Origin of the sequence: Paenibacillus sp. GCM10027627, assembly GCF_042675505.1 — a bacterium.
Lineage (GTDB): Bacteria > Bacillota > Bacilli > Paenibacillales > Paenibacillaceae > Pristimantibacillus.
On sequence record NZ_JBHTHB010000001.1, the window covers coordinates 971,432 to 998,228 of the forward strand.

The 26,797-nt window shown below is 43.1% G+C and carries 25 protein-coding genes; 4 read left to right on the plus strand and 21 right to left on the minus strand.

The genetic code is table 11. The features are described 5' to 3' along the window. The 3 genes from ACFQZE_RS04570 to ACFQZE_RS04580 all read right to left on the minus strand — a co-directional run bounded on the left by ACFQZE_RS04570 (position 1) and on the right by ACFQZE_RS04580 (position 1,466). The gene (locus tag ACFQZE_RS04570; RefSeq protein WP_379354100.1) at positions 1-372 is read right to left on the minus strand and encodes a DUF1048 domain-containing protein; all 372 of its coding nucleotides are present in this window, start codon (positions 370-372) and stop codon (positions 1-3) included. A 2-nt stretch (positions 373-374) separates the two neighbouring features. Further along, the gene (locus ACFQZE_RS04575; RefSeq protein ID WP_379355508.1) at positions 375-680 is read right to left on the minus strand and encodes a PadR family transcriptional regulator; all 306 of its coding nucleotides are present in this window, start codon (positions 678-680) and stop codon (positions 375-377) included. A 219-nt stretch (positions 681-899) separates the two neighbouring features. Then, positions 900-1,466 carry a TetR/AcrR family transcriptional regulator gene (locus tag ACFQZE_RS04580; protein ID WP_379354102.1) on the minus strand — a complete coding sequence of 189 codons (567 nt, stop codon included), beginning with the start codon at positions 1,464-1,466 and terminating at the stop codon, positions 900-902. Positions 1,467-1,589: 123 nt separating this feature from the next. Between ACFQZE_RS04580 and ACFQZE_RS04585 the strand changes: the two genes are divergently transcribed. Next, the gene (locus tag ACFQZE_RS04585; RefSeq protein ID WP_379354104.1) at positions 1,590-2,762 is read left to right on the plus strand and encodes an alpha/beta hydrolase; all 1,173 of its coding nucleotides are present in this window, start codon (positions 1,590-1,592) and stop codon (positions 2,760-2,762) included. A 132-nt stretch (positions 2,763-2,894) separates the two neighbouring features. On the opposite strand, the gene ACFQZE_RS04590 is transcribed toward ACFQZE_RS04585, so the two are convergent. Continuing rightward, positions 2,895-5,510, minus strand: a complete 2,616-nt coding sequence (locus ACFQZE_RS04590) for a DUF4097 family beta strand repeat-containing protein (RefSeq protein WP_379354106.1) — start codon at positions 5,508-5,510, stop codon at positions 2,895-2,897. Positions 5,511-6,145: 635 nt separating this feature from the next. Between ACFQZE_RS04590 and ACFQZE_RS04595 the strand changes: the two genes are divergently transcribed. Beyond that, complete coding sequence (locus tag ACFQZE_RS04595; RefSeq protein WP_379354108.1) at positions 6,146-6,484, plus strand: hypothetical protein; 339 nt, start codon at positions 6,146-6,148, stop codon at positions 6,482-6,484. A gap of 109 nt (positions 6,485-6,593) precedes the next feature. On the opposite strand, the gene ACFQZE_RS04600 is transcribed toward ACFQZE_RS04595, so the two are convergent. Further along, on the minus strand, positions 6,594-8,642 hold the full coding sequence (locus tag ACFQZE_RS04600) for a methyl-accepting chemotaxis protein (RefSeq protein WP_379354110.1): 2,049 nt from the start codon (positions 8,640-8,642) through the stop codon (positions 6,594-6,596). Positions 8,643-8,818: 176 nt separating this feature from the next. Continuing rightward, complete coding sequence (gene ggt, locus ACFQZE_RS04605; protein ID WP_379354112.1) at positions 8,819-10,537, minus strand: gamma-glutamyltransferase; 1,719 nt, start codon at positions 10,535-10,537, stop codon at positions 8,819-8,821. 536 nt (positions 10,538-11,073) lie between these two features. On the opposite strand from ggt, the gene ACFQZE_RS04610 reads away from it, so the two are divergent. Then, positions 11,074-11,526: a DUF2690 domain-containing protein gene (locus tag ACFQZE_RS04610; protein WP_379354114.1), complete on the plus strand. Its 453-nt coding sequence runs from the start codon at positions 11,074-11,076 to the stop codon at positions 11,524-11,526. A gap of 82 nt (positions 11,527-11,608) precedes the next feature. On the opposite strand, the gene ACFQZE_RS04615 is transcribed toward ACFQZE_RS04610, so the two are convergent. From ACFQZE_RS04615 to ACFQZE_RS04635, 5 genes are all read right to left on the minus strand, one after another. Then, a complete protein-coding gene (locus tag ACFQZE_RS04615) occupies positions 11,609-13,300 on the minus strand; it encodes a helix-turn-helix domain-containing protein (RefSeq protein ID WP_379354116.1) in 1,692 nt (563 codons plus the stop codon). 99 nt (positions 13,301-13,399) lie between these two features. After that, on the minus strand, positions 13,400-14,416 hold the full coding sequence (locus ACFQZE_RS04620; RefSeq protein WP_379354118.1) for an ABC transporter substrate-binding protein: 1,017 nt from the start codon (positions 14,414-14,416) through the stop codon (positions 13,400-13,402). 285 nt (positions 14,417-14,701) lie between these two features. Continuing rightward, positions 14,702-15,103: an Rrf2 family transcriptional regulator gene (locus tag ACFQZE_RS04625; RefSeq protein ID WP_379354120.1), complete on the minus strand. Its 402-nt coding sequence runs from the start codon at positions 15,101-15,103 to the stop codon at positions 14,702-14,704. Between the two features lie 113 nt (positions 15,104-15,216). Beyond that, complete coding sequence (locus ACFQZE_RS04630) at positions 15,217-16,122, minus strand: NAD(P)/FAD-dependent oxidoreductase (RefSeq protein WP_379354123.1); 906 nt, start codon at positions 16,120-16,122, stop codon at positions 15,217-15,219. Between the two features lie 189 nt (positions 16,123-16,311). Beyond that, a complete protein-coding gene (locus ACFQZE_RS04635; RefSeq protein ID WP_379354125.1) occupies positions 16,312-17,046 on the minus strand; it encodes a suppressor of fused domain protein in 735 nt (244 codons plus the stop codon). Between the two features lie 222 nt (positions 17,047-17,268). Here ACFQZE_RS04635 and ACFQZE_RS04640 point away from each other — a divergent pair, with 222 nt between their 5' ends. Continuing rightward, positions 17,269-17,985 carry a metal-dependent hydrolase gene (locus ACFQZE_RS04640; RefSeq protein ID WP_379354127.1) on the plus strand — a complete coding sequence of 239 codons (717 nt, stop codon included), beginning with the start codon at positions 17,269-17,271 and terminating at the stop codon, positions 17,983-17,985. Between the two features lie 98 nt (positions 17,986-18,083). Here ACFQZE_RS04640 and ACFQZE_RS04645 read toward each other — a convergent pair whose 3' ends face one another. From ACFQZE_RS04645 to ACFQZE_RS04690, 10 genes are all read right to left on the minus strand, one after another. Continuing rightward, positions 18,084-19,424, minus strand: coding sequence for an RICIN domain-containing protein (locus tag ACFQZE_RS04645; RefSeq protein ID WP_379354130.1), 1,341 nt, complete (start codon positions 19,422-19,424; stop codon positions 18,084-18,086). 352 nt (positions 19,425-19,776) lie between these two features. Continuing rightward, the gene (locus ACFQZE_RS04650; protein ID WP_379354132.1) at positions 19,777-20,175 is read right to left on the minus strand and encodes an SRPBCC family protein; all 399 of its coding nucleotides are present in this window, start codon (positions 20,173-20,175) and stop codon (positions 19,777-19,779) included. Beyond that, on the minus strand, positions 20,172-20,501 hold the full coding sequence (locus tag ACFQZE_RS04655) for an ArsR/SmtB family transcription factor (protein WP_379354134.1): 330 nt from the start codon (positions 20,499-20,501) through the stop codon (positions 20,172-20,174). Before ACFQZE_RS04655 ends, ACFQZE_RS04650 begins: the two co-directional genes overlap by 4 nt. A 6-nt stretch (positions 20,502-20,507) precedes the next feature. Further along, positions 20,508-21,215, minus strand: a complete 708-nt coding sequence (locus tag ACFQZE_RS04660; protein WP_379354136.1) for an FAD-dependent oxidoreductase — start codon at positions 21,213-21,215, stop codon at positions 20,508-20,510. 398 nt (positions 21,216-21,613) lie between these two features. Beyond that, entirely contained in the window at positions 21,614-22,642 is a 1,029-nt protein-coding gene (locus ACFQZE_RS04665) for an alpha/beta fold hydrolase (RefSeq protein WP_379354138.1), read from the minus strand. Between the two features lie 196 nt (positions 22,643-22,838). Further along, the gene (locus ACFQZE_RS04670) at positions 22,839-24,068 is read right to left on the minus strand and encodes a sensor histidine kinase (protein ID WP_379354140.1); all 1,230 of its coding nucleotides are present in this window, start codon (positions 24,066-24,068) and stop codon (positions 22,839-22,841) included. Between the two features lie 124 nt (positions 24,069-24,192). Continuing rightward, positions 24,193-24,873, minus strand: a complete 681-nt coding sequence (locus ACFQZE_RS04675) for a response regulator transcription factor (protein WP_379354142.1) — start codon at positions 24,871-24,873, stop codon at positions 24,193-24,195. A gap of 219 nt (positions 24,874-25,092) precedes the next feature. Then, positions 25,093-25,476: a VOC family protein gene (locus tag ACFQZE_RS04680; RefSeq protein ID WP_379354144.1), complete on the minus strand. Its 384-nt coding sequence runs from the start codon at positions 25,474-25,476 to the stop codon at positions 25,093-25,095. Positions 25,477-25,532: 56 nt separating this feature from the next. Then, a complete protein-coding gene (locus ACFQZE_RS04685; RefSeq protein ID WP_379354146.1) occupies positions 25,533-25,811 on the minus strand; it encodes an ArsR/SmtB family transcription factor in 279 nt (92 codons plus the stop codon). Between the two features lie 92 nt (positions 25,812-25,903). Beyond that, positions 25,904-26,665 carry a hypothetical protein gene (locus tag ACFQZE_RS04690; protein WP_379354148.1) on the minus strand — a complete coding sequence of 254 codons (762 nt, stop codon included), beginning with the start codon at positions 26,663-26,665 and terminating at the stop codon, positions 25,904-25,906. Positions 26,666-26,797: the final 132 nt, after the last annotated feature.

The window sequence follows — 26,797 nt, forward strand, 5'->3', positions numbered from 1 at the left end:
TTATTGCCCCTCCTTATTAAATCTTTCCGAAACTTCTCGGTTAAGTTTTTCTCGCAGCGTTTCTGAAGTAGTGACCGAAGCCCGCATAAACTCATCGCTAAACTTGCCGACATCGCTGCCTATCACCTCAAGAACCTCTCTGCCTTCTGCCGCGCTTGCTTCAAATAAATCTACTAAATTCGCAAACATCGTCAAGTCTGTAAAGAGCGTCGTATCACCGACAGGGGAACCAACGCTAAACATATAATGTTGAATTTTGCGAAATGCAAACTGATAATCCTTCGGCAAAGCATCAATCCGCTTCATCAATCGCTTATAGCCCTGTTTTTCTTCCAAGTCGCCAATTATCAATTTAATAATCGAATCAAGCATAGTTATTGCTCCTCCTTTAATTGGTTAATTTTTAACGAGACAAAATTCCACTTTCCCCAAAACCTGCCCAGTTCCTCACGCCCCGCATCGCTAAGTGCAAAAAACTTTCGCGGCGGCCCTATGTCAGACGGTTTCTTGGCAATCTCCACCAACCTGTTTTTTTCGAGCCGGATCAGGATGGTGTACACCGTTCCATCCACAACATCTGTAAAGCCGAGGGCGTTCAGCTGCCGCGTAATTTCGTAGCCGTACGTTTCTTTGCGGCTTATAATTTCAAGAACGCAGCCCTCAAGCGCCCCTTTGAGCATTTCCGTTAAGTTTTCCAACAGCATCACCCCTGCTATTCTGTATCACTGGTATTCAGTATTACTGGTATTTAGTATTACTTACTACAACTATATAGTAATACGAAGTAGCTTATTTGTCAAAGCGTTTTTTTAAATTTTTTTGAAATGGAAACAGCGGCAGTCAAGGACCACAAAATAAAGTCCTAAACTGCCGCTGTTTTATTGAACGGAAGTTCTCCGTTAACAATCGATTTCAAATATGGACGTGTTAATGACTACGTTATAATAACCGTCCATTTCTTCAGACGTGATTTCAAAATCATTTTGGATCCACCATTTAGCAAGACCCAATATCGCATTGCCCACGATTTCGAGCAAAACTTCCTTTGGCATGGGGATAGTTATTCCATTTTGCTCCATCGAACATAAGTCATTGTACAATGTATCCTTCATCCGATTGCCAAAAGAACTCTTAAAATATGGCGAAGTTTCGAGACATTCAAGGATTGTCAAAGAAAGCTTATAGTCCCAAGCACCAACCATACAATGAAATGGCTTGACCAAATGTTCTTTGGGTGTATATTGTTCAAACTTATGCTGCATCGATTCCACGCAAAAGTGGAGCAAGTGGTACTTATCCTCAAAATACTTATAAAATGTCGTTCTGTGAACCATAGCGACTTCACAAATCATGTTTACCGTTATGGCTTCAAATTTGTGCTGATTGTCATTTATCAACGATAACAGAGCTTTAGTTAAATGTGTTTTCGTTCGTTGCGACCTTAAATCCTCTTTTCTTTTTAACATTTCGCTACACTCCCCCTAAAACTGTAGACTATCTAACTTTATCAAGGTATCTAACTCTTGTTACGTTTTGTATACACGTTAATATATAAAATTAAGAATTACGATTTTGAAAGGAGAGCCTCTATGGATTGGAAAACAAACATTTTATCCGGATTTAATTTTGTATTTCTATTTCTTCTTCTCCTGCTTCTTGCAGGAGTGCATATCCCAAGCATACCTTATATTGGCGAGTTAGGTACAATCTCTATGTCCCTGTTTTCGTTGCAATTGGTTATAGCAGCTGTCGTGCTTGGTTTGCTCTCAATTTGGACTATGAAGCTTGGGGGAAAGCGGCAAGGTTTATTGGCCATGATTGGTGCAATCATCTGTTTCATTGGCTTCAGCATTCCGGTACTGAAAATACTAGAAGTTGCCCATCAACAACATGTTCAAATATCTTGGGCAGACAATCTGAAAATCCGTGTGGATATGGGAAAACCGGATTCCAGTAAATCTATTCTTTATTCAACAGTAGACGGCAAGGAGTTGTTTATGGATATTTCGTTGCCTAGTGGGTCGGCCTTAAATAAGCGCACTCCGATCGTTTTGATTCACGGTGGCGGCTTTGTTTCGGGCACACGCAATCAATCCCCATCCTGGACGAAATTTTATGTAGACCGAGGGTACGTCGTTTTTGATGTGGATTATCGCTTAGCCACCCCTGGCTATGTTACATGGGACAAAGCCGCACCGGATATTGCCACTGCAATTGTGTGGATCGGCCAACATGCAAGCCAATATGGAGTCGATATGGATAAATTGCTAATTGCCGGCTCATCGGCGGGCGGGAGCCTAGCCTTGCAGGTCGCGTATGGAATAAACGATGGCACCTTGAAAGCCTATGAACCCGGAAAACTGTACACTCCAAAAGCAGTCATAGCTGTGTATCCCGCTCAGGACATGACCACGTTATGGAATGAGGGGACTCATTTTTTTGGAATGGATGGCGAAACATTTCTTGGCGCATATATTGGCGGCTCACCTTTAGAAAAACCGGAAGCCTATGATGCTATCAATATTGGAGAGCATATCCAAAAGGACACACCGCCGACATTGCTGCTCGTTGGAAAAAACGATCATCTACTGCCCTACAGCGGTCAAGTCGCTTTCGCCGAATTGTTAAAATCAAATAACGTTCCTCATGTATTTGTAACCATTCCCTACAACGATCACTTTTTTGATGCAGCTCCTGGCAGCTTAGGTTCGCAAATCTCACGCCATGCTGCAACTGAATTTCTAAATAAGTATGCCAATTAGCTAAAGCTTCCAAATTGCTGTTGAAACGACATTAGCACAAATGGCGCAAAGTAGTACGGGACGGCAATACCATTCAAATAAATTGAAAAACCGGCCTTGCGGAAGCAGACCGTTTTTTCGGGTTAAGGGTCCTTATTGGGAGATTTGAACTCCAGAATTTATTACATTATAAATCACATTTGAATGTTCCATGGTGTCAATATCAATTGGCGGCAATAAAATACTATCCTCTAGAAGAGTTAGCGAAGGTGTTTTAGCGTTAGCCGAGTTGGTAGCGCTTACAAAAAGCGCACTACCCCTGACATAAGATGCATCAACTATTTCATCCATGAGCTGGGCGTCTTTTAGAATAGCTCGATCAGTCATTATATTTCCTGTTGATTCAATTCTTATGCTTCCATTTGATAAAGAAATCGAATCACTTACATCCAAAATCTCATCCATCAATTCGCCATCTGTAATTAGAACCTCGCTCAACCCAGCCCCCTTTTTGGAGAAGTTTCCCGTATCGTTTATAACAATATTCACGCTGCTTCCGATTCCATTAGCCGCATCGACAACCTCATCAACTAACTCACCGCCAATAATTTCAAGTTTTTTTCCAGTTACTTTAGCGGATGAAGTGATTGTAAGATCCATAATGGTATGGGTAAAATCATCTTCAATATCTACCGTTTCATCAATCAGTTCACCTTCGGTAATTTTTAAAAGTTCACTATCTACGTTTCCAGTGTTATTCAGACTTATTTTTATAATAGAAGATTTAGAAATTTCACTATCCATGGCCTCGTCAATCAATTCGCCTTCTTCAATAACTAACTGTTTTCCATAAAAATTTGAAGAAGCATTGAAATCGATTCGAACAGTTGAAGTGTAATACCCTTCCCCATCTAAAATTTCATCCACTAATTCTCCTTCATAAATAGTTAGTACGGGACTATTCACATTTGCAGTCCTTAATATACTGACATCTATCGTTGAAGCAGAAAGATTTTCCATATCTAACATTTCATCAATAAGTTCACCATCATCTACACTTACCTTGGTAAGCGTATTAACATTCCCCGTATCCACAAATTCCACTTCAATTTCACTTGATTCAATGTCTTCGGAGTCGATGGATTCGTCGATTAATTCACCATCTTCCACTTTTAACGTCGTTAGTGTATTCACATTTGCGCTTTCTACAAATTTCACTTCGATTTTACTTGTCTTAATGTCTTCAGAGTCGATGGCTTCATCAATTAATTCACCGTCTATAATGGTAGTAGATATGGATGATACGTTACATGATTTATTGAACGTGATGTTTATTTTACTATTCGATATGACTCTTCCATCTACAATTTCATTAATTAATTGTCCTTTATATATTCTAAGCATCCCGTTAACTGCACCCGATACCGATTTAATGTTAGCGCTTTCAGTAATGTTAACATTAATTTCTTTAGAGCTAATTGTAGTGGAACCTGAATCAGGTACGTTTATAACGCTTTCAATCAAGCTCCCACCACCAATATGCAATAAAGAATTTGGGTTGGCCAACGTAACATTTGCTGAATTATGGATATTTACATTCACTTTACTATTAGAAGCAATCGTCCCTATAATTAGGTCTTTAATTAAAGCTGGCTCTATAGACGATAAATCTTCAGTTATATTCCCGTTATCATCGTAGTTTTTTTCTCCCACAATAAGAGTATTCAAAAGCTCTATATTGGCGCTATTATCAATATTAATAGTAACGGATGCCCCTTCCCCTACATTGCCAATTAAACTAGGAATAAGTGAGCTTGAGTCTGTGTCAAAATGAACATCATCGAAAGTTGAGTTTCTAAAGTTTGAAATTGAAATGACTACGCTTGAATTCGGCTCTACATCAATTGGTGATGGCGAAGGGAATGCCGTTTTTTCACTGCCGTCTTTTTGGATATAAATGCCTTCATACATTTGGGAGGTAGGAGTAGAAGGAACAGGAAGCTCTTTATCGTAGGTGACGTTTCCAGATCCCGTTTCTTCAAGAATCAAACCGCCGACTTTTTCTACATTTATATCACCGGAGCCATCGTTAATCAGAACCTTTTGTTTAACATTTTTAATATGGATATGGCCGGCATCATCGAAAACCTCCACACTGCCGCGGACTCCGTTTACAAAAATAGGGCCCGATCTATCGAGAATTTCTACGGAAGTATTAATGTTGGTTAAGTCGATACGGCCCGAGCCGTCTTCTATCTCTAAGGCTTGATTGAAACTTGGAGTATCCAAGAGGTCGATATTATTCACTTTTATATCGCCTGATTTGTCTGTGATGGACAGATCGCTTATATTTTTGATAAAAATGTCATTTTCATTGTCCGTAATCGATACATCTCCAGAAAGATCATGTAATTCAAGAATGCTTTTTTCATCCATAATTTCGATCTCTAAAGTTGGCGGTACAGTAACGAATAAATCGATGACTTCATTGTTTTCAGGCTTTGAATTTATTGTTAAATAGGCGATATCCAAATCTTGAGTTAAGCTAAAGTCCATGTTATTCAAATTATTTACAGTTGTTAATTGTGCATTTATAGATGTTGCATTAGCATTGCCCCGAACGGTAAGTTTGTTGATTGAAGAAGTAATAACTAATTGTGTGATGTTGTTCTGAGAGATCGGTAATTGCTTGGCAGAGGCAAAATCGGGAGCAATAAAGATTGAGGTAAAAAAGAGGACCACCACAAGAATGAATGAACACGCTTTCATAAAACCCCTCCTGATTGGTAATATTTAGATACAACGAGATCATACATTCATTTATGGAAATTTGTATACTATTAGGATATAAGTTATATAATTTCTATTTTGTGCATTTTTTTCTTTAGGCCGTGTGTTCGAATTTATCCGTTGCCTCAATCCTCCATCGATAAAATACAAGATGAGTGATCAAAGCTTAAGAAATCGGAACTTGTATTTGTACAGCTTCGCCAGCAGCACAAAAAAAGGCACCCTGCTTAGGGTACCTTTCATTATTTATTCAGCCTTATGGCAAACCGTTTAAAAAGAAGCCATAAGCAAATGCGACGCATCCCTCCTTATGTAACAAGCTCCTTAAACTGTGAGTAAGCCTATTTATCTATAAAAAGAGGGTCGATTTTAACAGAAAAGCCTTACTATTAGTTGAAAATAGCATAATTAAAACGATTCAACTCTACTTTTGTCAAAAGGAGATCGAAACTATTATATGACTAAATGATAGCTTGGTACTATTTTCATCCGTAGAATTAAAATGATATCTTGTTCTTGCACAAACTTAGTGTATATGATTTCCAGTGATGAGAGGGGGATTTAAGGAGGTTTTGCAGCGTTTTAAAAATTTATAAGAAAAGGGTTGTGTGACGATGAAGAAAAAATTAGTGCCTTTTATGTTGCTCTTAGCTTTAGTTTTTGCCATTATACCTGTGTCGTCCGCTTCTGCATCAGCGTATTCAAAATCCATTACAGGCCAAGGGAGATTAGCGATTCACATTGATGCCCGTACCGACGCTCCTCCAGAGTACGGACCCGTTTTGTGGTATCAATATCATGTGAAAAACAGCGCTGGCGTTACCGTGTTTTCTTCTTCGATTGGCGGACCGTCCAGCGGCAGCTTAAACAATCTTCCTTACGATACATACACGCTCTATGTCACTCCAAATGCTTGGACTTATGTTGCATCCATTAACCTTGCATTCTATTAATTAAGTATGTAAAAATGCCAAACCCCCTCCATGCTCGTTGGAGGGGGTTTTCATGAAATGACGCAAAAACTTCAAGTACGCAAAAGGGGGCTGATCGCCCCCTGCCTTTTTACACTTTAAATTGTCGCAAATACGATTGCAAATCCTCTGCCATCTGTGCGAGCGAGTTTGCCGAAGCGCTAACCTGCTCCATTGCCGCTAGCTGCTCCTCTGTTGCAGCCGATACATTTTGTGTACCTTCTGCTGAGCGCCCTGCAATTTCGGTAATGACATTCACTTGCTCAACCGCATTTTCCGTGTTGCTGTTCATCTGGATCGAATAAGAAGTTACTTCTTGAATTTGCGCAGCAACTTGCTGAACCGATTCAAGTATTTCCGTAAACGCTGCACCCGCTTGGTTCACGACATCCATACCAATCGCCACCTCGCGCGTACCCTCTTCTATCGATACAATCGCTATCCCCGTCTCGTTCTGAATAGAAGCAAGCAATTCAGCAATCTGTTCCGTTGATTGAGCCGATTGCTCGGATAGTTTGCGCACCTCGCCTGCTACGACTGCAAAGCCGCGTCCATGCTCACCGGCACGTGCCGCCTCAATTGCAGCATTAAGCGCCAGCAAGTTCGTTTGCGCCGCAATACCGGAGATAACTTGCACGATATTATCGATAGCTGCCGAACGTTGTCCAAGCTGCTTCACGGTACTATTGATCGTATTAACGGTATTTTGTATCGATTGCATTTGCTGCATAACCGATTGTAGTTTACGGTGACCCATATCTGCGCTTTCCGAAGCGTTCAAAGCAGAATGAGCAACACTTTGAGCGTTGTTTGATATTTGCTGAACTCCTTCAGCGACTTGATGAATGGAACGAACGCTTTCCTCTACGTTATGTACTTGCTGCTCCGAACCATCTGCCACTTCTTGAATCGACATGGCAATGTGTTCCGTCGCCTTGCTCGTATGCTCCGCATTCGCAGACAGTTCCTCTGCCGATATCGCTACATTTTCAGCTGTGCGACTTACTTGTTGAATAAACTGACGCAGCGTACGAATCATCGTATTGACAGCACTTGTCAGCTTGCCGACTTCATCACTCGACTTCACAGCTAGTTCCTCTTGATTCAAATCGCCGTTAGATACACGTTCCGCTGCTTCTGCAACCGCAACGATCGGACGTGTAATCTGCTGCGCGATAAAGTAGGCAAGAAGGATAACGATCAAAGATACGGCAACTACGATAATGAACACCGTCCATTTAATAGAAGAAACCGCCGATGTGATCGTGCTTTCTGGAATGTGCATGTAAATGTTATAGCCTGCGGTTGGAACTGGAGCATACGCAACCATATATTTTTTCCCAGCATCGGAGTAGTTAAAAGACGTTGCTTCCGTCTTCTTTTGACCCAAAATATTCACTAGTCCTGCCGTCAATTTCGCTTCTTCGGCCGTCTTTCCAATTAATTCTTTATTTTTGTGGAGTTGAATCTTCCCAAGATTGTCTACGACGATCGGATACCCTACCCCATTATCAATGTACAGAGTTTTAAAGATTTCATTGGTGAAATTTTCAAAATTGACAAGTCCAGTCAAGGCACCCGTCACTTTTCCATCCGCTTGCTTGACAGGTACGGCTACAATGATGGAGCGTTGGCCTGTCGTTTTCGCTAAAATAACGTCTGTATAGGATTCTTTCCCTTGCATTGCGTTTTGGAAGAAAGGCCGCATTCCTAAATCAATGCCGACACTCTTTTCAAAGGTATCTGCTTTCACAAGGCCATCCATACCGATAAACGTGTTGCCGTCATAGTGAGGAGCGTTCTCTTTTAAACTTTGAATGAACGTCATCTTAGCTGTCGTATCTTCTGTACGAATATCAGTTGTAGATGCGAGAACCCGCATTTCGCTCATACGTTCTTTAAAATATTGATCCATCATTTCAGCCCGGCTTTTCACAAGCGAAACGTAAGCATCACTTTGTTTCTCAATCAATTTAGTTGAAGCTGTGCTATATACGAATATTGAGGTAAGGACAAGGGGAATAAGGGAGACGACAAGAAACCAAGCTATTAATCGATTTTTAAGCTTACCTTTAAACGCCTTGCCCACTAAAGCAGCTGCCGATGCAACCTTCTTATTTGGTTTGACAGGTTCCTTCATTACTTCATACCTCCATTTGGTAAACAGATTTATGGCGTTAAATCGATCACTGCCTTCTTTCCTTGTCGCGTTAGACGAATTCGAGCATGGTGAAGAGGTCGCCAAAGCAATTAATCATAACTGCTTTTTTGACAACCTCTTCATACGTATTTGGAATTAATTATGCCTTAAAAAGTTTAGTAGCCCAATGCCGCGCCTTCACCACGCGGGTCAGCTCCAGCAAACTTAACGTTTGAAACCGGATCGATGACAACCATACCGGATTGACCTACTTGGTCCGTGTAGTCGTCAATCTTTTTCACAGGATGGCCACGACGTATCAATTCATCCATAACGGATTGCGGGACACGTCCTTCCATTCTTAATCCGTTGACAGACTCACCCCAGTTACGGCCATGCAGCCATCTTGGTGCTTCAATTGCATCTTGAACTGTCATGCCAAAGTCGACAAAACGAGTAACGAGTGCTGCTTGTGTTTGAGGTTGTCCCTCTCCGCCTTGAGTACCGTAAAGCATATACGGCTTGCCGTTTTTCATCAACATAGCCGGGTTGAGCGTATGGAATGTGCGCTTCTTAGGCTCCAAGTCATTAATGTGGTTTGGATCCAAGGAGAAGAAGCTGCCACGGTTTTGCAATAGAACGCCTGTACCTTTTGCAACTACGCCTGCACCCCAGTCAAAGTAATGACTTTGGATAACCGATACAGCGTTGCCGTCTTTATCAACGATGCCGAGCCATACTGTGTCGCCTTTTGGATCAAGCGGCTTCACGTTCTCAGCTGCTTTGTTCATATCGATGCGTGCAGCGAGCTTTTTGCCGTGCTCTTTAGACAACAGCTCATCAACTGGAATCTTAACGAAGTCTGGGTCAGTCAACCATTTGTCACGATCGGCAAAAGCTTGCTTTGTAGCTTCAACCATTACATGGTAGTAGTCAGCTGTACCCTCGCCCATTTTTTTCAGGTCAAAGTTGTTCAAAATGTTCAAGATCGACAGGGAAGCCATACCTTGAGAGTTCGGTGGAACGTTGTAAGCTTTGTAGCCACGATAGTCGACCGAGATTGGTTTTACCCAGTCCGCTTTGTGGTCGATGAAATCTTTATGAGTCAGGGAGCCGCCGTTTGCTTGGATGTCTGCAGCGATCTTTTTGCCTGTCTCCCCTTTATAAAATTCACTAGCGCCGTTTTTAGCAATACGTTTCAACGTATTTGCCAAATCCTTTTGCACCATCATTTCGCCTGTTTTGTAAGGCGTACCGTCCTTTTTCAAAAACACTTCGCTGAACGTTTTAAAACGTCCCAAATCTTTTAACTCTTTATCCGTCGGATCGATAGCAGAAATGGTCCATCTTTCTTGGTTAGGCGTTACAGGATATCCTTTTTCCGCATAATGGATTGCGCGCTCCATCAAGTCATCCCAATCCATGGACAATTTCATCGTTTTTTCTGCATATTTGTAAGCTTCGCCCCAGCCTGAAACTGTGCCAGGAACTGTGTTGGCTGCCAAGTAGCCGCGAGAAGGAATTTTGTCGTAGCCCTTATTTTTGTAAAAGTCAATTGTTGTCTTCTCACCGGAACGACCGCTTGCATTCAACGCTTTAAGCTCTTTCGTCTTTGCGTTGTAAACAAGCCAGAATGCATCTCCGCCAATACCTGTGTATTGAGGATATACAACCGCAAGTGTCGCCTGTGCAGCAATCGCTGCATCAACCGCATTACCACCCTCTTCAAGCACCTCAAGAGCTGCAGCAGAAGCTAAATAATGTGGTGTTGTAACGATTCCGTTCGGCGCCATCGTCGTTGGACGATTAGCTGCACCAGCAGATGCCCCATAAATGGAAAAGCACATCACTGTTGACACTAACAAGATTGACCATTTTTTCATAGTAGTACGCATGTTTTTCCTCCTTAATATGTATTCATGATGTAAGTTTCTTGCTTGGCAGAACCAGTCCCTATATGTACCACCCCCTTTAAAGGGACAACTCGTTTTCATTGTGCATGGTAAAAAGTACGCATGTTACGCAACTTTTTTACCATTTTATCTATTAGTCTATGATCATATGATCATGCAAATAGCAATAACAACCCTATCTACCATCTCTTTTTCCGATTAAACAGCCTGCTATCGAACCATTTATGTAAGACTATTGAATCAGCAGATCGCGTTAGATGTATATTATTGTCACTACTACTATATCGGATAAGAGGAATCATTTTTAAATATTTTTAAAAAATTTATTATTTCTCTTTAATTGACAACGCTTACTTTTTAGAGTGCCTTCTTCGTATAGGTAGTTTGGTACTATAATCCTATATGGAGAATAAAAAAACTTAATCAGGAAGTTTTGTTCGTTTCAAAAATCAGCTTATTTCGACATGCAGCATATGGTATCACGAGGTTTAAATGAATAAAATTGGAAATTAAAGGAGGTGTATGATGACAACCATGGAATAAATGTTTTAGTTGCATTGTCTACTTTCCCCTCTTTTGCAACAGCTGAAGATTTGAACTTGGATGGAGCACATCCGAGAAATACCGGTTGTTCGCTGGATGGAGTAGTGAAAGCATCTAAAAGATTGACTGACGGTTCAGGAACAGTCGAATTAAGATACAGCCCGAAATGCAAAACGGCATGGGCGAGAATTATTTTGGATAGCATAGCTACATATAACTGGGAAGCGAACGTTATGGTTATAAGGGAGCACGATGGTAAAGCGTACGCCTGTCAACATTCTGGAGGAAACGGAGTCGTTAACAAAGGTCAACGCTTCTGCTATACTCCTATGGTTTATGATGGAGCCTTATACCGAGCACAAGCAATTGGAGGTCATCTTACCCCTGACCGTCGATATCTTGGAAGTGCGACTACTGCATTTTATTAATTCAAAGCAAGTTCACATAATAAGAGCGGCAGATGATTCTCAAATCATCTGCCGCTCTGCTGTTCTAAGCTTTCCTTTTTCTTTACATGCAACCGATGAGCGACTGCAAGTGCTCTAATTGACGAATGCGCGAAATGGCGTCGTACAGATTCCATTTGCTTTCGTCCACTACAAACGCGCGTCCGTTGCGCACAGCCGGAATACTTTTCCATAGATCGCTTTGAATCATTTGCTCTGTTGTCTCACGTGAAGATGCATTCACTGGAAGGGGGATAATTACGATATCTCCCGCATATTCTGCGATATCCTCCCTATCTATCATCAAATAGGCCTCGCCATCAGAAATGAGCTTCCGGGTTTGATTAGTAAGCGATTTCTCGTCCAGGCTATGCAGCAATTCGGATAGGCCAAGCCTTCCCATGACGAACCATTTGTGACCGCGATGACAAATAAATACGGATGCTTTTTCGCCACCTTGAATTCGTTGCTTCCAAAAAGAGCCCGCCTGTTCAAGACGCTTCAAATAATGATCCATAAATGTGTCGGCTTCCTTCTTCTTATCCAACCATTCTCCCAATCTGTGCAATCTTTGCAAAAGCGGATCATGAGAATTGTAGACAAGGGAAGGAGCAATGGCACTAATATCTCCGTAAATGCGCTCATCCATATTTGAAAGAATGATCAAATCGGGCTCTAATGTTCTTGCTGTTCCTAAGCGGAACGGGATTCCGATATCCTCGATTCCCATCAAGCCGTTTTCTTCTTCCGCTAGCCAAGAATTTCCCATTTCGTATAAGTTACTTCCGACCGGCCTGACGCCAAGCGCCAGCAAATCCCCAAGCACTTCACCGAAATACAGGATGCGGCGAGGACGAAGAGGTATTCGCACCTCATGGCCGGCATCATCGACTACCAGCTTGCTGCCGCTCATGGATTCCGCATACTGTCTCGGCGCGATTCCTGTATGCTTGCGAAAAAGACGGCTAAAATAATATTCGTCCTCGAAACCAACCTTGCGGGCAATTTGACGCAGCGGGTCTCCAGTCGTCAGAAGAAGCATTTTCGCATGTTTGATTCGAAGCTGATTCAAGTACTCCAGCGGGGTGAATCCCGTCAACTGCTTGACCATCGACGTATATTGCCCAAGTTGAGTGCCGGCTTGCTCGGCCAAATGTTTGATACTGAGCGGAAGCATATAATGCTCCTCCATTAACGCGATAGATTGCTCGGCTGACGGCAACGATCCGCCCGCACCTGTTTCTTTGGAATTATGCTGCAGCAGCATACCGATTAACTCCATAAACAACATATGGCGATTGAGCCACTTCAATCCGTTGTCCACGCCTTGCCCATAAACAGCTTCGCTTTTCTCTCCCTCTGGCATTGTCAATTGCTGGGCCAGCTTGACCGCGCGCATATACGGAAATAGTCTCCAATTATGATGAATTTCGTGTAACGGTTCATGGAAAGCTCTTTCGGTTTCCGCATTCAAAATTTTGAACTTCATCAAATAGATTTGAACCGGTTTGCCAGAATAATTGCTAATATACCACTTCTGCCCTGGCGGCAAAATGTAACAGTTCTGCTCCAACGCAGGGATCAAAACATCGTCCGCGTACAAGCTGCAATCTCCAGCTGCGACTAGAAGCAGCGTATAGGAAAGAGTGATTTGTTCTTCTGTCACGCAGTCTTCTTGAATCCGCCACAACCGAGCCTCTAATAGATGAAACAGCAAGGAGTGAAGCGTCTCCCCTTCCATCCCAAAATGATCCATTTGACGCCCTCCCGACAATCAATCACAACAAAATTGTTATCATTGTAGACGATCGAAAGCCGCTTATCAACTAACGATAAGCGGCTTTGTTTTTCCTATTTATTCGGATTTCAGCAGCGCTTTCGGCAATTGCTGAATCAGCCCTTCCCGTGATAGGGCGTCACTATAGGCTTCCAGCAATCCGAACGTATACACGTTGCCGTTTTTGATGGCCTCCAGTCCGCCCCACACTTGGCTTTTTTCCAATTGTTCCAAATCGCCCACAGCTTCCGCTTGAACGGGAGTAAGCAGGAAAATATGGTCGCCTGCATATTCGGAAAGCTTCTCTAAGCTGATTTCTACGAAGCCTTGGCCTGCATCCAGAGCTTCCTGGACCAAAGGCGTCGGCTTCATTCCCCCTTCGGAGTACAAGATTTGGGACAATCCCGTATTGGCCATCGCATACAATCGATTGCCAGGGTACATGGTGAATACGGTAGCCGTCTCTGCTTCTCCGATTCCACCATCCCTAATCTCCTTCCACATCGCATTTTCCTTCTCGTGATAACGCTCCAGCCATAACTTGGCTTCCTCTTGCTTCCCTAGAAGCTGTCCCAGCTTAGTCAAGCGCTCGTCAAGTGAACCGAACGTATCGAATGTAACCGTCGGAGCGACCTTGGAAATTTGTTCATATTGGTTTTCATCCGCATTGCCGAATATAATAAGATCCGGATTTAACTCCAGAGCCTTCTCCACATTAAAAGGGAAACCAACATCTTGAGCATCGCGGAACTTATCCTGACTCAAAGTGCCCTCAATTGAGCTTTGCATAATGCCGACTGGACTAACGCCAAGCACAGCTAGGTCTCCTGTTGTCTCCCCATGGAAGATCACACGCTTCGGCTGTGTCGGCACCTCAACCTTATGACCGTTCCAGTCTTCAAACAATTGGGTTGCCGCTTGTTCAGAAGCCCCGCTCTCCGGCTTCGCGCTTTCAGATGGCGATCCCTTGCTCCCTTGATTTGCCTCTTCCACTTGAGCTGCTGCGTTATCATTTTGTCCCCCGCAACCGGACAGCGCGCCCGTCACAAGCACAGTTGCCATAAGGATCGTCCACCATTTTTTTGCCTTCTTCATTCTGTTGCCCTCCATCAGTCTGTTCGATTCTAGTATAGATAATGATTATCATTATCTATATAGTACTATACGAAAATACTGATGTCTCCTCAATGGATAAATGAAATTGGGCTCGTTTTTTTGTCCATCTCACAAGTTTAATCGAATTTATAATAGAGTTCTGAGACTTGTATTCTTTTCACAAACTTCATTGTACGAAACGTACTGAACTTAATTAAATAAAAGCCATGCGACGACTCCCTTCGCATGACTTTTGTTTTTAGTTCAGAAATGACCTCAAATTTTTTATAGTTGCACGTTATGTTTTTGAGCCAGCTCCGCGATGGTCTGGTTTTTCAAGTGTTGTTCCATCTTTAGTTCCGCTGAGAGAATTACACGCTGTATCGGACATTCCGTCCCATGATCAAAGCTGCAGTCAAACATAGAGGCAGTACCTTCTATGGCCTGAATAATATCTAGAAATGAGATGGCTTCCCAGCCCCGTTTCAACTTATATCCTCCATTAGCGCCCGAAACCGATTCGATCATTCCTGCCTTGGCCAGCTTAGTTAATATTTTCGAGAGATAAGTTGGAGATACTTCCTGACGCTCTGCCAGCATTTGAACACCGACGAGTTTATTTGGAGCGGCCGCTGCAAGAAAAAGCATCGTATGCAGAGCATAATCCGTAGCCTTCGAATATTTCATTCCAAATCACCAAACCTCATAAAAGACTTTAGAAGTATATAATATCTATTATGCGGAGTGATCGTCAAGTTGTCGGGGCCGCATGAGCTTTGCAAACCAGATTCTTTTTTAGCCTAGAAGCTGAAATCCTCTTCCGTTAATTCAAGGTTTATACTTGTCGCAGCTAAACTGCCGGCGGCTGCCGCCACAATGAGCTGCGAGGGACTGCCGGATGTTACTTCCCCTGCCGCAAAAAGACCGGCTACGTTCGTTTTTCCCATTCCATCGGCAATCATTCCGCCTACTTCATTTACAGCATAACCAAGCTCTTGTTGAAAGATTGCTCGTGGAACCCACTGAGGTGCAATGAATCCGCCTGTTCGATCCATCCGCGTGCCATCTGTAAACTCCACTTGCCGCAGCCTTCCTTCATTTCCGTAAAAAGCTGCAACCTTTTTCTCCGAAACTACAATATTGCGAGAAGTGAGCCTCTCCTTTTGCTCATCCGTCAGTACGCCAGGGCCATCGGTACAGATGACAAGATTATGGCTCCAATTGTAGAGCAATTTTGCAAGATGGAACGCGTGGGCATGACTCGCCAATACGAATAAAGCGCGATCCCTAAGTTCCCAGCCGTCACAATAAGGACAATAAAAGAGACTTTTGCCATACAAGTCCTTAATACCGGCAATATCCGGCAATGTTTCTTGCAAGCCCGTAGCAATAAGCAGCTTTCGGGTTTGAATCGGTTCATTTGTCCCAACCGTAATTTGGAACCCTTCATGAATTTTGCGAATATTCGTTACCTCTTTGGGATGATGCTCTACCGATGGATAATGCAGCACCTCCTCATAAGCCACTCGTCTAAACTCGGCTGGCGTTACCCCATCGCGTGTAAGAAAACCATGGGAGGCGTGTGTAACAGCATTTCGAGGCTTATTATGATCAAACAGCACTACACTTCTTCTAGCTCTACCTAGCACTAATGCCGCATTCAGTCCCGCTGGACCTCCACCAATAATTGCACAATCATAAATCATTTCTATTCCTCCTTCTTGAGTGAGGTTATTTCAGGTCAAGTTGAGAATTAAGTATATAACAGATACATTATGTCTGTAAATATAAAAGACCTTATCTTCCTCCCCTTTCTTGTTACAAAAGAAAGCAGGTGGGAGCTTAAACTCCCACCTGCAAGACCTGAATCATTATTTTATTTTAACAACTTTGGATTACTTCCAAAACTTTAAGCGAGATTTACATGTATTGCGCCGATTGAGGTTGATAATTTCATTAATCCCGTATTTATCGAACTTATCGATTAGCGGTTCGCTTCCGTTTTTCAACTTAAAGTCCATCTCTTCTGAATAGAGCGGAACGATGGCATAAAAGCTTATGGTCCGCCCATCCCCCATTTCTAGAGAAAGAAAATCTTCGTGAACATCAACCGGAGGCAGTAAAATGATTCCGCTCATGTCCGTTTGCTCCGATAACGGTTCAGCCGGATCGCCATTTGGCATTGTATGGCCCCAGCCTAGCCAAGTGTCGTAGTCATGTGGGAAACGCGCTAACATTTTTAACCATCTGATTGGCCAATAGTGATTCTGATTTTCCAGATCATCCTCCTCCATTGGCCAATCCGGCGGCAAGCAGATTATCAATTCCGCATATTCATGGCCTTCCACTCCTTCCGGCGTATTCATCGGCTTAAAGCTCATGCCCGTTGTAAATAAAGTAAAATAATTTCGTTCGGGAGTTGGCTTAATAAGGTGAACGTCAAGATGAACGGTATCCGAAATGATTTCGTGGAAAACGGAATCAACTTCTCCGATATATTCGCTTACATGTTCTTCGATCTTCGCAACCCATCCTTCTTCCCCATATTCTGGCGGTTGCCATTCCTTCTCCTTATCGTTATAGCGATAGATCGGTTGTCCTGATTCCGAAAACTCCGTTGGTTTCGTCATGTTTGCCTCTCCTTTACTTCCTCAGCTTTCCTAATATCAATAAGGTTAGTATATCGAAGCTGTATATATTAGACAATGTAAGATTCATATAGCCACTAGGCCAATACAAACTCGGTTATGCATGTCCTTTCTTGCCCTTTATTCAGTTTTATTTTGATGCATTCTGCCAACTCCGTTATAATAAAAATGGAAAATACTACATTTCATGTGAAGAGGTGCTGTATGTTAACGATTCAATTCCATGGACATTCCTGCATCCAGCTAACGGACGGCGAACATTCGCTTATTATCGATCCGTTTCTTTCTCAAAACCCACTTGCCGTCACTAAGCCTGAAGACATTCGCGTACAGCATGTGTTGCTGACGCATGCTCATGGCGATCATATTCTGGATGCCGCGCAAATCGCCCGCAGCAATGATGCCACCATTGTGGCCATCCCTGAGTTAGCTTCCTATATGAGCTGGCAAGGTGCCAAAACAAACGACATGAATATCGGCGGCCGCATATCAATCGGTTATGCTGAAGTGCAAATGGTCCAAGCTTTCCATAGTTCGGGTATTATCGATCACAAAAAGCAACAAATTATTTACGCCGGAATGCCGGCTGGCTTTGTTATTCGATGGAACGGATATACGATCTACCACGCAGGAGATACAAATTTATTTCTCGACATGAAGCTGATTGGCGAGCGTAATCAGATTGACGTTGCTTTCCTTCCGATTGGAGATCACTATACGATGGGACCCGAAGACGCAGCGCTCGCAGCCGAGTGGCTGCAAGCGAAACTAGTTGTGCCTCTGCACTACGATACTTTTGAAGTCATTCGACAGGATGAGGAAGCTTATGTAGAGCTTTTAAAATCCCGTAAAATCAAGGGTAAAGTGTTGAAGCCCGGCGATCGCTTCGAGTTGCAGCGAAAAGACGATTGTAGTCATTAGAGGAACGGATTAATATTTAAACAAAAAAATCGCTCCTTCAGTGGATGGCCAGCGAATCTGCCGCCATTTCACCAGGAGCGATCTCTTTAAGTTATCTTCTACTTAAGAACAGGGGATATTCTCCACTTTTGCGCACCGCTTCCGTTGTCATCCCACATATGCACAGGCGTTCCGGCTGCAGTATTGCCGCCGCTTACATCCAACGCTTTACCGTTTAGCTTGTTAATGAACTTGTGAGTTCCATCATTGTTTTTGATCACTTTCCATAACTGCGAATTCGTGTTGTAAGAGGTCCAAATATGGACAAAGGCCCCGTTAGCCGTGGATACGTCTTTAATATCAAGCGGCTTGCCGCTGTTCAAATCAACGATGCGGAAATATCCGTCACCATTATCTACAAACTTAAACTTTTGATGTTTAAGATCACCAATATGCCAAATTTGCAACCGTGTTCCATCTGCTGTTCCTGCTCCATAAACATCTAAATTTTTGCCGCTTTGCGGATTCTGCAATATAGCGAGGTTCGGCAATATCTCAATTTCCGCCTCAATGCCATAAAGCGGCAGATGCTGCCCCGTCGTTCCAGCCATCTCTCCGTTTACTTTCCATGCTTGAGGCGTTAAATTTCGGTCAAAAACCCGGTAACGGATCTGATGGTTTGGAGCATTAATCAATCTCATTTCGATAGCCTCCAACCGACGATGCTGCCCGGTCGTTCCGGCAATCCGACCCGTAGGCACCCAATCTAGCCATCCAAGCCCTCCAACGTGAGCACGATATTGCAATTGAGCACCCGGAGGAATATTTAGTCCCGTATCCAAAGAGAATGTAACCGCTTGCAAATATTCAAGTTTTGTAGGCGATGCAACGGCTATATCCCCTTCAATATATGAACTAACCCATCCGATTCGATCCCAGTGAGCAGCGTAACTTACTTTCGGCATGGCTTGAACACTAATTTTACTGCCAATCGATATTGAACTGTTAGTTCCAGGGTGAGATATACTAATATAATTAGTTCCGGGACCAGCTTTTAATGTCATTTCCAACGTAAGAGAATTACTCAGCTGTTTCACGGAGTGATACAATACTTCAGACCCGTGGCCATAAAAATACATATTCTTTACTCTAATCGTGGCATCTGAACCGCTGAATGTACTGTTAATGGTCACTCTATAATTTTGAGTCACGGGAACATCAACACTAAATTGTAACTGTCCGCCGTTTAAACGATAACTTTCTCCCGCAGGCGGGTTTTGGTAAGGGAGTCCGCCCATCGCGCATTCCATATAGTCACATAGATAGGCTTCTGGCTGGCCATAGATCATTGGCGGCGGCGCCGCCGAAGCCAAGTTATTTCCCCACGCGGGAATTAGGCTGATCAGCAAGGCGGACATAGCAATGAGCATAAGTAGCTTTTTTAAAGATTGCTTGAACAAATGAATACCCTCCTTTGGTTTTTAAGAGATAGGTACGACAACATAGTTGTCGAAATGACTTTACATCCCCCCTTTCCTATTCGTACTCACTATTTCATTCACGATTCCGAATTACATAATTCTACTTCCAATAGCCAAAACCTTCTTTATTAATAGTTATTTACCATAACGGAGATCCAGCTCCATTTCACCTTGGATTAGCCAACCATGTTTCGTAATTCAATACAAACAAAAAAGAGATACCTTAAAAGGCACCTCTTCACAAAGCTTGAAAATCCATTTATATAACATGTGGTTACATAAATGGTTGTTGTCACAAGCTCTAAACTCCTCTTATTTAAAAACGGATGCTTTATTGTTCCAACACTGCTTCAAAATGATCAAACCAAGCACCCCAGCCATATCTCGCACCTTCGAGTCCATGAACATTTGTGAACCCAGTTTGTTCAAGATGAAGGTTAACCTTTCCGTCTCCTAAATCTTGCAAGGTCCAAGTTACCGTATGCCGCTCATCTCCAGTGGCCCAAGAATAGGACAAGCGGGTTGGCGGTTCTACGATAAGCACTTCGCCGTCCACAACTCCATCCCAATATTCGGACGGTTGATGACGAAACTGGAATCGATGTCCCACAACAGGCTCGAAATCGTTTGCCGTAATCCACTTTGCTAGCTTATTGGAATCGGTTAGGGCCAACCAAGCTTTTTCAATTGATGTTTTGTACTCATAATCCAATGATAAAATTAAACTCATTGTTCTTCCTCCTCAAATAGTTGGTTCAAGCGCATCATATTCATGCTCCAGTACTTGCTATAATAAGACACCCAATCTTGAACTTCCCGCAATGGAGCGGCGCTCAGCTTAAATCGCGTTTCTCTGCCGACTTTCCGGTCAAGTATGAGCCCTGCTTCTTTTAAAATGGTCAAATGTTTGGAAACCGCCGTTCGACCCATCGGAAATTGTGACGTTAACTCGTGAAGCGGCAGCTCTTCTTCCTCCGCTAACAGCTGAATGAGCTGACGCCTGGTTGGATCGGCAATCGCAGCAAATACATCTCGCGTTTGGTGATTCACGTCCATATTTTACTAATAGCCGAAAAAGGCATCCTTTTTAATATTCTGTTTTGAAACTTGGTGCTCTTGTAAATAGGCAGCAATCGAATCCACCAGCGATTTAGGACCTGCAATCAAGTATTTGCCGTTATTTTTATACTTAGCGTTAAACTTATCAATCTCTTGGTTCAGATCATCCCTTGATTCAAGATAAGTTAAACTGAGGGATGTACGGCTAGCCAAATCTTCAAGCTCATCTTTATAAATAAAGGACTGCTTGCTATCGAGATAGAGCAAATGTATCGGTTTCTCGGACCCGCTCCCTTCAGCCTCTAATTGTTTAAGAATCGACCGAAATGGCGTAACCCCTATTCCACCTGCAATCCATAACGATGGACTATTATCTTGCTTGTAAAATGATCCTACAGGCCCACTTATTTTAACTTTCATTCCCGGTTTTAATTCAGCCAGCGCTTTTTTAAAATCACTCGGATTTTCGCCAATACGCGTTGTTATTTTAACCACATTTTCTGAAGGAGCAGATGCCAAACTAAATGGTTTTGTACCATTTTTTATTTTCTTATGCGTAATGCTAATCAAGCCGTACTGCCCTGCATTCCAATTCAAATCCTTCTCCTTTTCAAATAAAAAAGAATATACGCCCTCCGATTCTTTGCGACTTTCTAGAAATAATAGCTCCCTTTTCTTAAATATTGAGAACATATCTTGAAAAAATCCCATTTCCCCATCTCCCTTACTACATTTACATATAAAAAGCTTTGGGTGGCAGCAATATCTATTGAACCTCTTTAAATTGGACACCGTTTGGTGACACTTTGATATTACGACACCATTTGGTGTCGTGTCAACACTATTTTAACGAATGACGTCATCTCTTCATCATTTCCATTTCCCCTTTCGATTACTTGAGCGCTGCCGTCTTACGCCCGTTTTCTGCATTACAATGGCACGATGATGTAAATCAAATAGAAAAAACCGCGAATTTCGCGGTTTTCTGTACTTCACTTTGCTTGTCCCTAAATATGCCTAAAGCCAACTGAAAGGAGTATCGCTTTCTCCAGGAAATGATTTAAACCATATTAATATTTAATGCAGCTAATCATTTAAAGAACCCGGAACTATTTTGCACGAGTTGCCTTCTCTACAATGTCCTTAATAGCAGCAATGACCGCATCCGGACGCTCTAGCTGCATCACATGGCTAGAATCTGTAAGGACTTGCTGTGTGCTGTTGGTGGACCAACTAGCTTGCTCCGCCTGCATGCTGGCCCAGGCTGCTTCCATACGATTGAATTGTTCGCGAGTGAGTCCGCTTGCTTTCTGCTCGATTTCACTGAATGCGCTCCAAGGTTTTCCTCTGGAAAGCACGACAAGCGGCAAATCCCCAAGGTTGCGAAATGTACCGGCCTCTTGAAGCGAATCTTCGAATAAGGCAGCTTCCGCAAAAGCGGCTTTGAGCGATGTCGGTTGGTAGGCCGTAATCGCTTTTGCGGTTTCCGGCTGCAACTCCGGAACTTCGGCATCGGGGAGCACGAGTCTCGGCAAACCGCTCCAAGCGAAGGAAGCGAGAACACGAAAGGCAAACGGAATCGGATTCGCTTCCGGCACACCGGTCGCTTTAGCAAGTCGCGAGGTCTGCTCGGGATGAGAAGCGTCGACCAATACTAATCCAGCGACTTCTTTTCCGTAATATTTGGTGAATGTCATTGCATAAGGGCCACCCATGGAAGCACCGACCAAAATATAGGGCGGCCCTTCATTAGCCGCGCGAAGAGCCTTATGAATGTCTTCCGCGATAGCTATGCTGTTCTGCCGTCCCTCTGCGGGATCGCTCCACATAATGCCTGCCCGATCATAGGAGCAAACCCGAGTAAAACGGGCTACCTCTTCCTGAACGGGTTCCCATAACGCTGATCCGCTTGTGTCTGCCCCCGCTTCAAGCACAACGGTCGGTGCGCCTTGACCCTCACAATTTAGATGAATTTTACGTCCCCCTATATCTACAAGTCGACCCGGTGCCGGGAAATCCTTAACAGCCTGACTGCGAGCAGATTGTTCATAAATGCTGCCGATTGAAACTAGCGCGATGACAAAGATAATCATGCCGATAACCGCTCGTTTCATCCATTTCTTAAAAAATTGACGCATACTCTTCCTCCCACTTATTAATGTAATGTCCTTTCCTTCGGCCCAAGCGTAAAGCTGATTATTTCATAATAAGATTTCTCCCTTCCATTCATTTAGGGACACTATACTCGTCTTATTTGAATTGAACATGAACGGAGAGTTACAAAAAAAGAATCTGAGGCTAAGAAGCCCCAGATTGCGACGAAACTAATTGCTCCTATGTTAAACTACAACTTTTAAGGGGCAGTTTTATTGTGAAAACCGATCCTCCGCCCAGTTCTTCATCTACCCAGATTTCCCCTCCATGCAAATCCATGATCTGTTTAACGATAGATAAACCTAAACCGCTGCCGCTGACAGTGCGGTCACGAGCTTTGTCCACTTTATGAAACGGTTTGAAAATAATGTCCCTTTGATCCTCCGGTATTCCAATACCGTTGTCCGTTAGGCAAACGACGGCAAGCCCATTCTCCACAAAAGCGCGAATGCACACCCTTCCACCGTTATCCGTAAATTTAACGCCGTTATCGAGCAAATTCGTCCATACTTGGCTAAGCTGATCCTCGTCTCCATGAACCGTTACTGGCTCCAGGTCCAGGTCAATCGAGATTTCTTTAGCCGCCCATTGCGGTTCGAGAGCAATGACCACTTTACGGAGCTGCTCGTCAAGTCGAAACGACGTCGATTGAACAGAGGGCCGTTCATGCTGTAAAGAAGAAAGACGCAGCAAATTTTGGCTCATTCTGGACAAACGTTCGCTTTCTTCTTCAATAATCGTCAAATAAAACATCCGGCTTTCCTCGCTCATCGGTTTCTGCTTGAGCGCCTTGGCGAAACCGGTGATTGAGGTCAACGGCGATTGAATCTCATGCGATACGTTTGCCACAAATTGTCGGCGCATCTTATCCAGCTTAGCCAGTTCCTGCGCCATCCCGTTAAAGCTCGCGTTAAGCTGTCCTATCTCATCCTTGCGTTTCGTCTCAAGCTGTACGTCAAAGCGGCCTTGTGCAAGTCGCCCGGCAGCATCTCTTAGACGAAGCAGCGGCTTAATCAAGTAACGCGCAGCGACCAGAACGAGCAAGCTTCCGATCAGCAAGACGGTCAATAGCTCCGTACTTACCTCTTTGTTCGATTGAATCCACATTTCATTACTTTTCAGCATGACAAATAAGCCATAAGATTTTCCGTTAACTGTAAATGGAAGGCCGATCATCGGAGATCGCCCTTTGTTTTCCAGCTCTTTGGCCACGCTGCCACCTAACACATGGTGAATTTTTTCGGGATCGGGAACGACAAGCTCTGACCTTTCTTCAAGCAATGGCTTGCCGGATGCGTCAAACAATTGAATCGCATAAATCGAAATGTTGGCAACATTGTTCATAAACGGAATCAATTCCGTTCCGGCGGATGAGTGGTAGGTTTCAATGATTTGCTTGCCGTTCGACAACAAGCTGTTCTCCAGCTTATGTTTAAATGTTTTTTGAAACAATACAGTAGAAATAACGGAAGCCATGACGAGGCTGACAACGATGACACCGATAAATAGGAGCACGATGCGAGTATAGAGAGATTTAATCGCGGTACACCTCCAAGCGATATCCGAGACCGCGCAGCGTTACAATACGAAAGTCCGACTCATGTTCGGCAAAGCGGTCTCGCAGCCTCTTGATGTGAACGTCCACAGTTCGCTCGTCTCCTTCATAATCCATCCCCCAAATTTCCCTAATCAAATGATCCCGAGTGAACAACTGCCCCGGATAGCTCCCGAGTTTGTAGAGCAAATGAAATTCTTTCATCGGCAGTGTGAGCTCCTGGCCGTTCTTTACCCTCACCTGATAACTTTTGCGATCCAACTGTAGTTGACCGAGCTGGAGCGATTGGGAACAGGCAATCCGATAACGTTTAAGCAGCGCCTTAACCCGCAGTGTAAGCTCCATGGGGTCGAATGGCTTCGTAAGATAATCGTCGGTCCCGAGCTTAAAGCCTTTGATCCGATCGGCGGGCTCACCTTTGGCAGTAATCATAAGTATCGGTATGTCCCCCAGCTCGCGGAGTCTCGCACATAAGCTCCAGCCGTTCATTCCCGGCATCATAATATCTAGGACAACCAAATCCAATGAATGGTTTTCGGCATATTCCAGCGCTTCCGCTCCGTTCCCCTTCTGTACCACTTCAATTCCTTCATCCTCAAGATAGAGCCGTACCAGTTCACGAATGTGTGAATCATCGTCGACAACTAGCACTTTAGGCATTTTCTCTCTCCACCTTTCCATTTGATTAGCTATATTGTAAGACCCCTATTTGAACTCAATATGAACTAAATTAATTATATAATTTGTAAAATAACGCAGTAAAGAACATAGTGCTTCGCAAAATATATACTCCAAGCACAAAATAAAAGAGGCCCCGTTAAGGCGCCTCTTCTTCTGAAAGAAATGCAAACGTCAACTTATGTTTATATCAATGCAACGTTACTTCTGTAGGAGTTGAATAAGATTTCCGCATGTATCGTCAAATACAGCGATTGTGTTCTCCCCCATTTTTGTTGGCGCCATAGTGAACGTCACACCGTTTTCCAATAACCTCGCATATTCTTTTTCAATATCCTCAACGCCAAACATAGTTGCTGGAATTCCATCGGCAAATATCCTTTTTTGATAATCTTTGGCCGCTGGATGCTCATCTGGTTCGAGCAATAACTGGGTACCGTCCTCATTGTTTGGTGAAACAACCGTTATCCATCTATAAGCTCCCACGGGTACGTCATGCTTTTTAACAAAGCCAAGTGTTTCCGTATAAAACTTCAACGCTTTTTCTTGATCTTGTACAAAAAGACTGCTAACTATAATATTCATCCTGATTTGCCCCCTTAAATATTGCGATCATGAACAATTTGCATACTGCTTGCTATTTACTCTACCCATCCTTTCAGCAAATGTTTAAGCGGTTCATTATTGAATATAACGATTCGATATTTCCCTTTTTTTTCCGATGTCGCAAGCCCGGCCTCTTCCAAAACAGAAAGATGTTTAGCTATTGCCTGTCGTGTAATAGAAAGATTATGTTTCGTAATGAGACGTACCGTTAACTCATACAACGTTTGCTCGTTACGCTCGGCAAGTTCATCTATAATAAGCCGCCGAGTCGAATCTCCAAGCGCTTTAAAAATGGCGTCTTTATCCCCGTTCATTTCTCGATTATACGCAACTTTTCAGTTGCATGTCAATACGAGCAACTGAAAAGTTGCGGACACTTACATAGAAAACAATTACATAGAACGGGTTATATTAAGCCGACTAAAAATGCGGCCAAAGGCGCAAATGCTCCTTGTAGGTTTGCTGCAACAATTATTATCAATAACAACGAAAATACGACCGTGACATTTCCAATTATAAAATAGCTGTAGTCCTTTCCCTTCCATTTTGGGCCAACTGCTTTTGTCCGATTGATTAATGTGTTCCAGATCCTTTTGCTAAGCACCACTAATGGAATTAGTAAAACTCCACATATCATAGCTTTTGTTGTGTGGAACTTTATACGCTCCTCTATAGGTTGTTTGAAAATAAGCGGGGTATTGGCATTGCCTGATCTGATCCATTCAATAAAGGCATCTCGCAATTCCTCTTTATGCGGCTCCCCCTTAGATGTCCCAAACGAATCGACAAACAAAGAAAATCCATGTTGAGGATTAAATGTGTTTGTAGCATTTGCAAAAGCAATCAAAACCATAAGTAAAGCGAGAATAGAACTGAGTAGTCCAAAGCTAAAATATACCTTTTTTTCAAAACTCCACTTCGATCTCCCCATCCTAGGCGTTTGTTTGAATGTTCTCCAAAACCTTATGCTAAGCCATGAAAAAAGGATCACCATCAATGCGCCAACAATGACGAGCACAGCATGATAGTTAGCATATTCATGGATAACAGCCGTTAAGGCGGGGTTATCAGACCCTGATTCTACCCGTTCATTCATTGCTTGTTGCAATTCATTCAATTCCGTTTCCTCCAATCCCATATTTAAGAAATAAACTCCTTCCTTTTTCAAAATAAACGAACCTCTGCTAGTTGTACTTCCGACCTCCGTCGCTTTTTTTGCTGGTCCTTGGTCGGGCTAAGCTATGTCGCAATTCATGAATAGATGGATTAAACAAAAAAAGATCCCGTATCTTTCCATGCT

Bases quoted from the DNA above. Each gene is read 5' to 3' on its own strand.
- ACFQZE_RS04640 (WP_379354127.1), top strand. From the start codon at position 17,269: ATGTTAACGATTCAATTCCATGGACATTCCTGCATCCAGCTAACGGAC.
- ACFQZE_RS04575 (WP_379355508.1), bottom strand. From the start codon at position 680: ATGCTCAAAGGGGCGCTTGAGGGCTGCGTTCTTGAAATTATAAGCCGC.
- ACFQZE_RS04580 (WP_379354102.1), bottom strand. From the start codon at position 1,466: ATGTTAAAAAGAAAAGAGGATTTAAGGTCGCAACGAACGAAAACACAT.
- ACFQZE_RS04635 (WP_379354125.1), bottom strand. From the start codon at position 17,046: ATGACGAAACCAACGGAGTTTTCGGAATCAGGACAACCGATCTATCGC.
- ACFQZE_RS04600 (WP_379354110.1), bottom strand. From the start codon at position 8,642: ATGAAGGAACCTGTCAAACCAAATAAGAAGGTTGCATCGGCAGCTGCT.
- ACFQZE_RS04590 (WP_379354106.1), bottom strand. From the start codon at position 5,510: ATGAAAGCGTGTTCATTCATTCTTGTGGTGGTCCTCTTTTTTACCTCA.
- ACFQZE_RS04570 (WP_379354100.1), bottom strand. From the start codon at position 372: ATGCTTGATTCGATTATTAAATTGATAATTGGCGACTTGGAAGAAAAA.
- ACFQZE_RS04680 (WP_379354144.1), bottom strand. From the start codon at position 25,476: ATGAATATTATAGTTAGCAGTCTTTTTGTACAAGATCAAGAAAAAGCG.
- ACFQZE_RS04665 (WP_379354138.1), bottom strand. From the start codon at position 22,642: ATGCGTCAATTTTTTAAGAAATGGATGAAACGAGCGGTTATCGGCATG.
- ACFQZE_RS04595 (WP_379354108.1), top strand. From the start codon at position 6,146: ATGAAGAAAAAATTAGTGCCTTTTATGTTGCTCTTAGCTTTAGTTTTT.
- ACFQZE_RS04625 (WP_379354120.1), bottom strand. From the start codon at position 15,103: ATGAAATATTCGAAGGCTACGGATTATGCTCTGCATACGATGCTTTTT.
- ACFQZE_RS04660 (WP_379354136.1), bottom strand. From the start codon at position 21,215: ATGGGATTTTTTCAAGATATGTTCTCAATATTTAAGAAAAGGGAGCTA.
- ACFQZE_RS04615 (WP_379354116.1), bottom strand. From the start codon at position 13,300: ATGGATCATTTTGGGATGGAAGGGGAGACGCTTCACTCCTTGCTGTTT.
- ACFQZE_RS04685 (WP_379354146.1), bottom strand. From the start codon at position 25,811: ATGAACGGGGATAAAGACGCCATTTTTAAAGCGCTTGGAGATTCGACT.
- ACFQZE_RS04585 (WP_379354104.1), top strand. From the start codon at position 1,590: ATGGATTGGAAAACAAACATTTTATCCGGATTTAATTTTGTATTTCTA.
- ACFQZE_RS04620 (WP_379354118.1), bottom strand. From the start codon at position 14,416: ATGAAGAAGGCAAAAAAATGGTGGACGATCCTTATGGCAACTGTGCTT.
- ACFQZE_RS04675 (WP_379354142.1), bottom strand. From the start codon at position 24,873: ATGCCTAAAGTGCTAGTTGTCGACGATGATTCACACATTCGTGAACTG.
- ACFQZE_RS04655 (WP_379354134.1), bottom strand. From the start codon at position 20,501: ATGGACGTGAATCACCAAACGCGAGATGTATTTGCTGCGATTGCCGAT.
- ACFQZE_RS04650 (WP_379354132.1), bottom strand. From the start codon at position 20,175: ATGAGTTTAATTTTATCATTGGATTATGAGTACAAAACATCAATTGAA.
- ACFQZE_RS04630 (WP_379354123.1), bottom strand. From the start codon at position 16,122: ATGATTTATGATTGTGCAATTATTGGTGGAGGTCCAGCGGGACTGAAT.
- ggt (WP_379354112.1), bottom strand. From the start codon at position 10,537: ATGCGTACTACTATGAAAAAATGGTCAATCTTGTTAGTGTCAACAGTG.